1 protein-coding gene is annotated in these 430 nt (G+C 69.5%); it reads left to right on the top strand.

All coding sequences use genetic code 11. The features are described from left to right. The coding region (locus G3I78_RS48805; RefSeq protein WP_164437092.1) for a helix-turn-helix transcriptional regulator at positions 1 to 169 on the top strand (169 nt) is incomplete at its 5' end. Positions 170 to 430: the final 261 nt, after the last annotated feature.

Below are 430 nucleotides of genomic sequence, written 5' to 3'. Positions count from 1 at the left end.
CCTCAAACTCGTCGCCGAAGGCCACAGCTCCAAGGAGATCGGCGACCTGCTCGTCTTCAGCCCCAAGACCGTCGAGCGCCACCGCGCGAACCTGCTCCAGAAGCTCGGCCTGCGCGACCGCCTCGAACTCACCCGCTACGCCATCCGCGTCGGCCTGATCGAGCCCTAAGAGGTGTGTTCCGGATCATGCCGGGCCGAGGGGCCGGGACCGACGCGGATAATGGGACCGCCCACGGGACGCCCCGTGCGAGGGCCCGTACCGATCCGAGAGATGAAGAGCAGAGTCCATGACGCTGAAGGAAGGCCAGCGGGTGAAGCTGGCCGCGGACACCAGACTCACCGACTGGGCCGCGATGACGCAGGACTCCCCGACCTCGCCGGGGGGCGTGGCCGGGTCCCTGCTGCTGGCGGCGGGCATCGAGGGCACCGT

It is taken from the genome of Streptomyces sp. SID13726 (assembly GCF_010548375.1).
In the GTDB taxonomy this organism is placed as follows: domain Bacteria; phylum Actinomycetota; class Actinomycetes; order Streptomycetales; family Streptomycetaceae; genus Streptomyces.
Note: the sequence above shows the minus strand (reverse complement) of the source record. Positions and strands in the feature narration are given on the sequence as shown.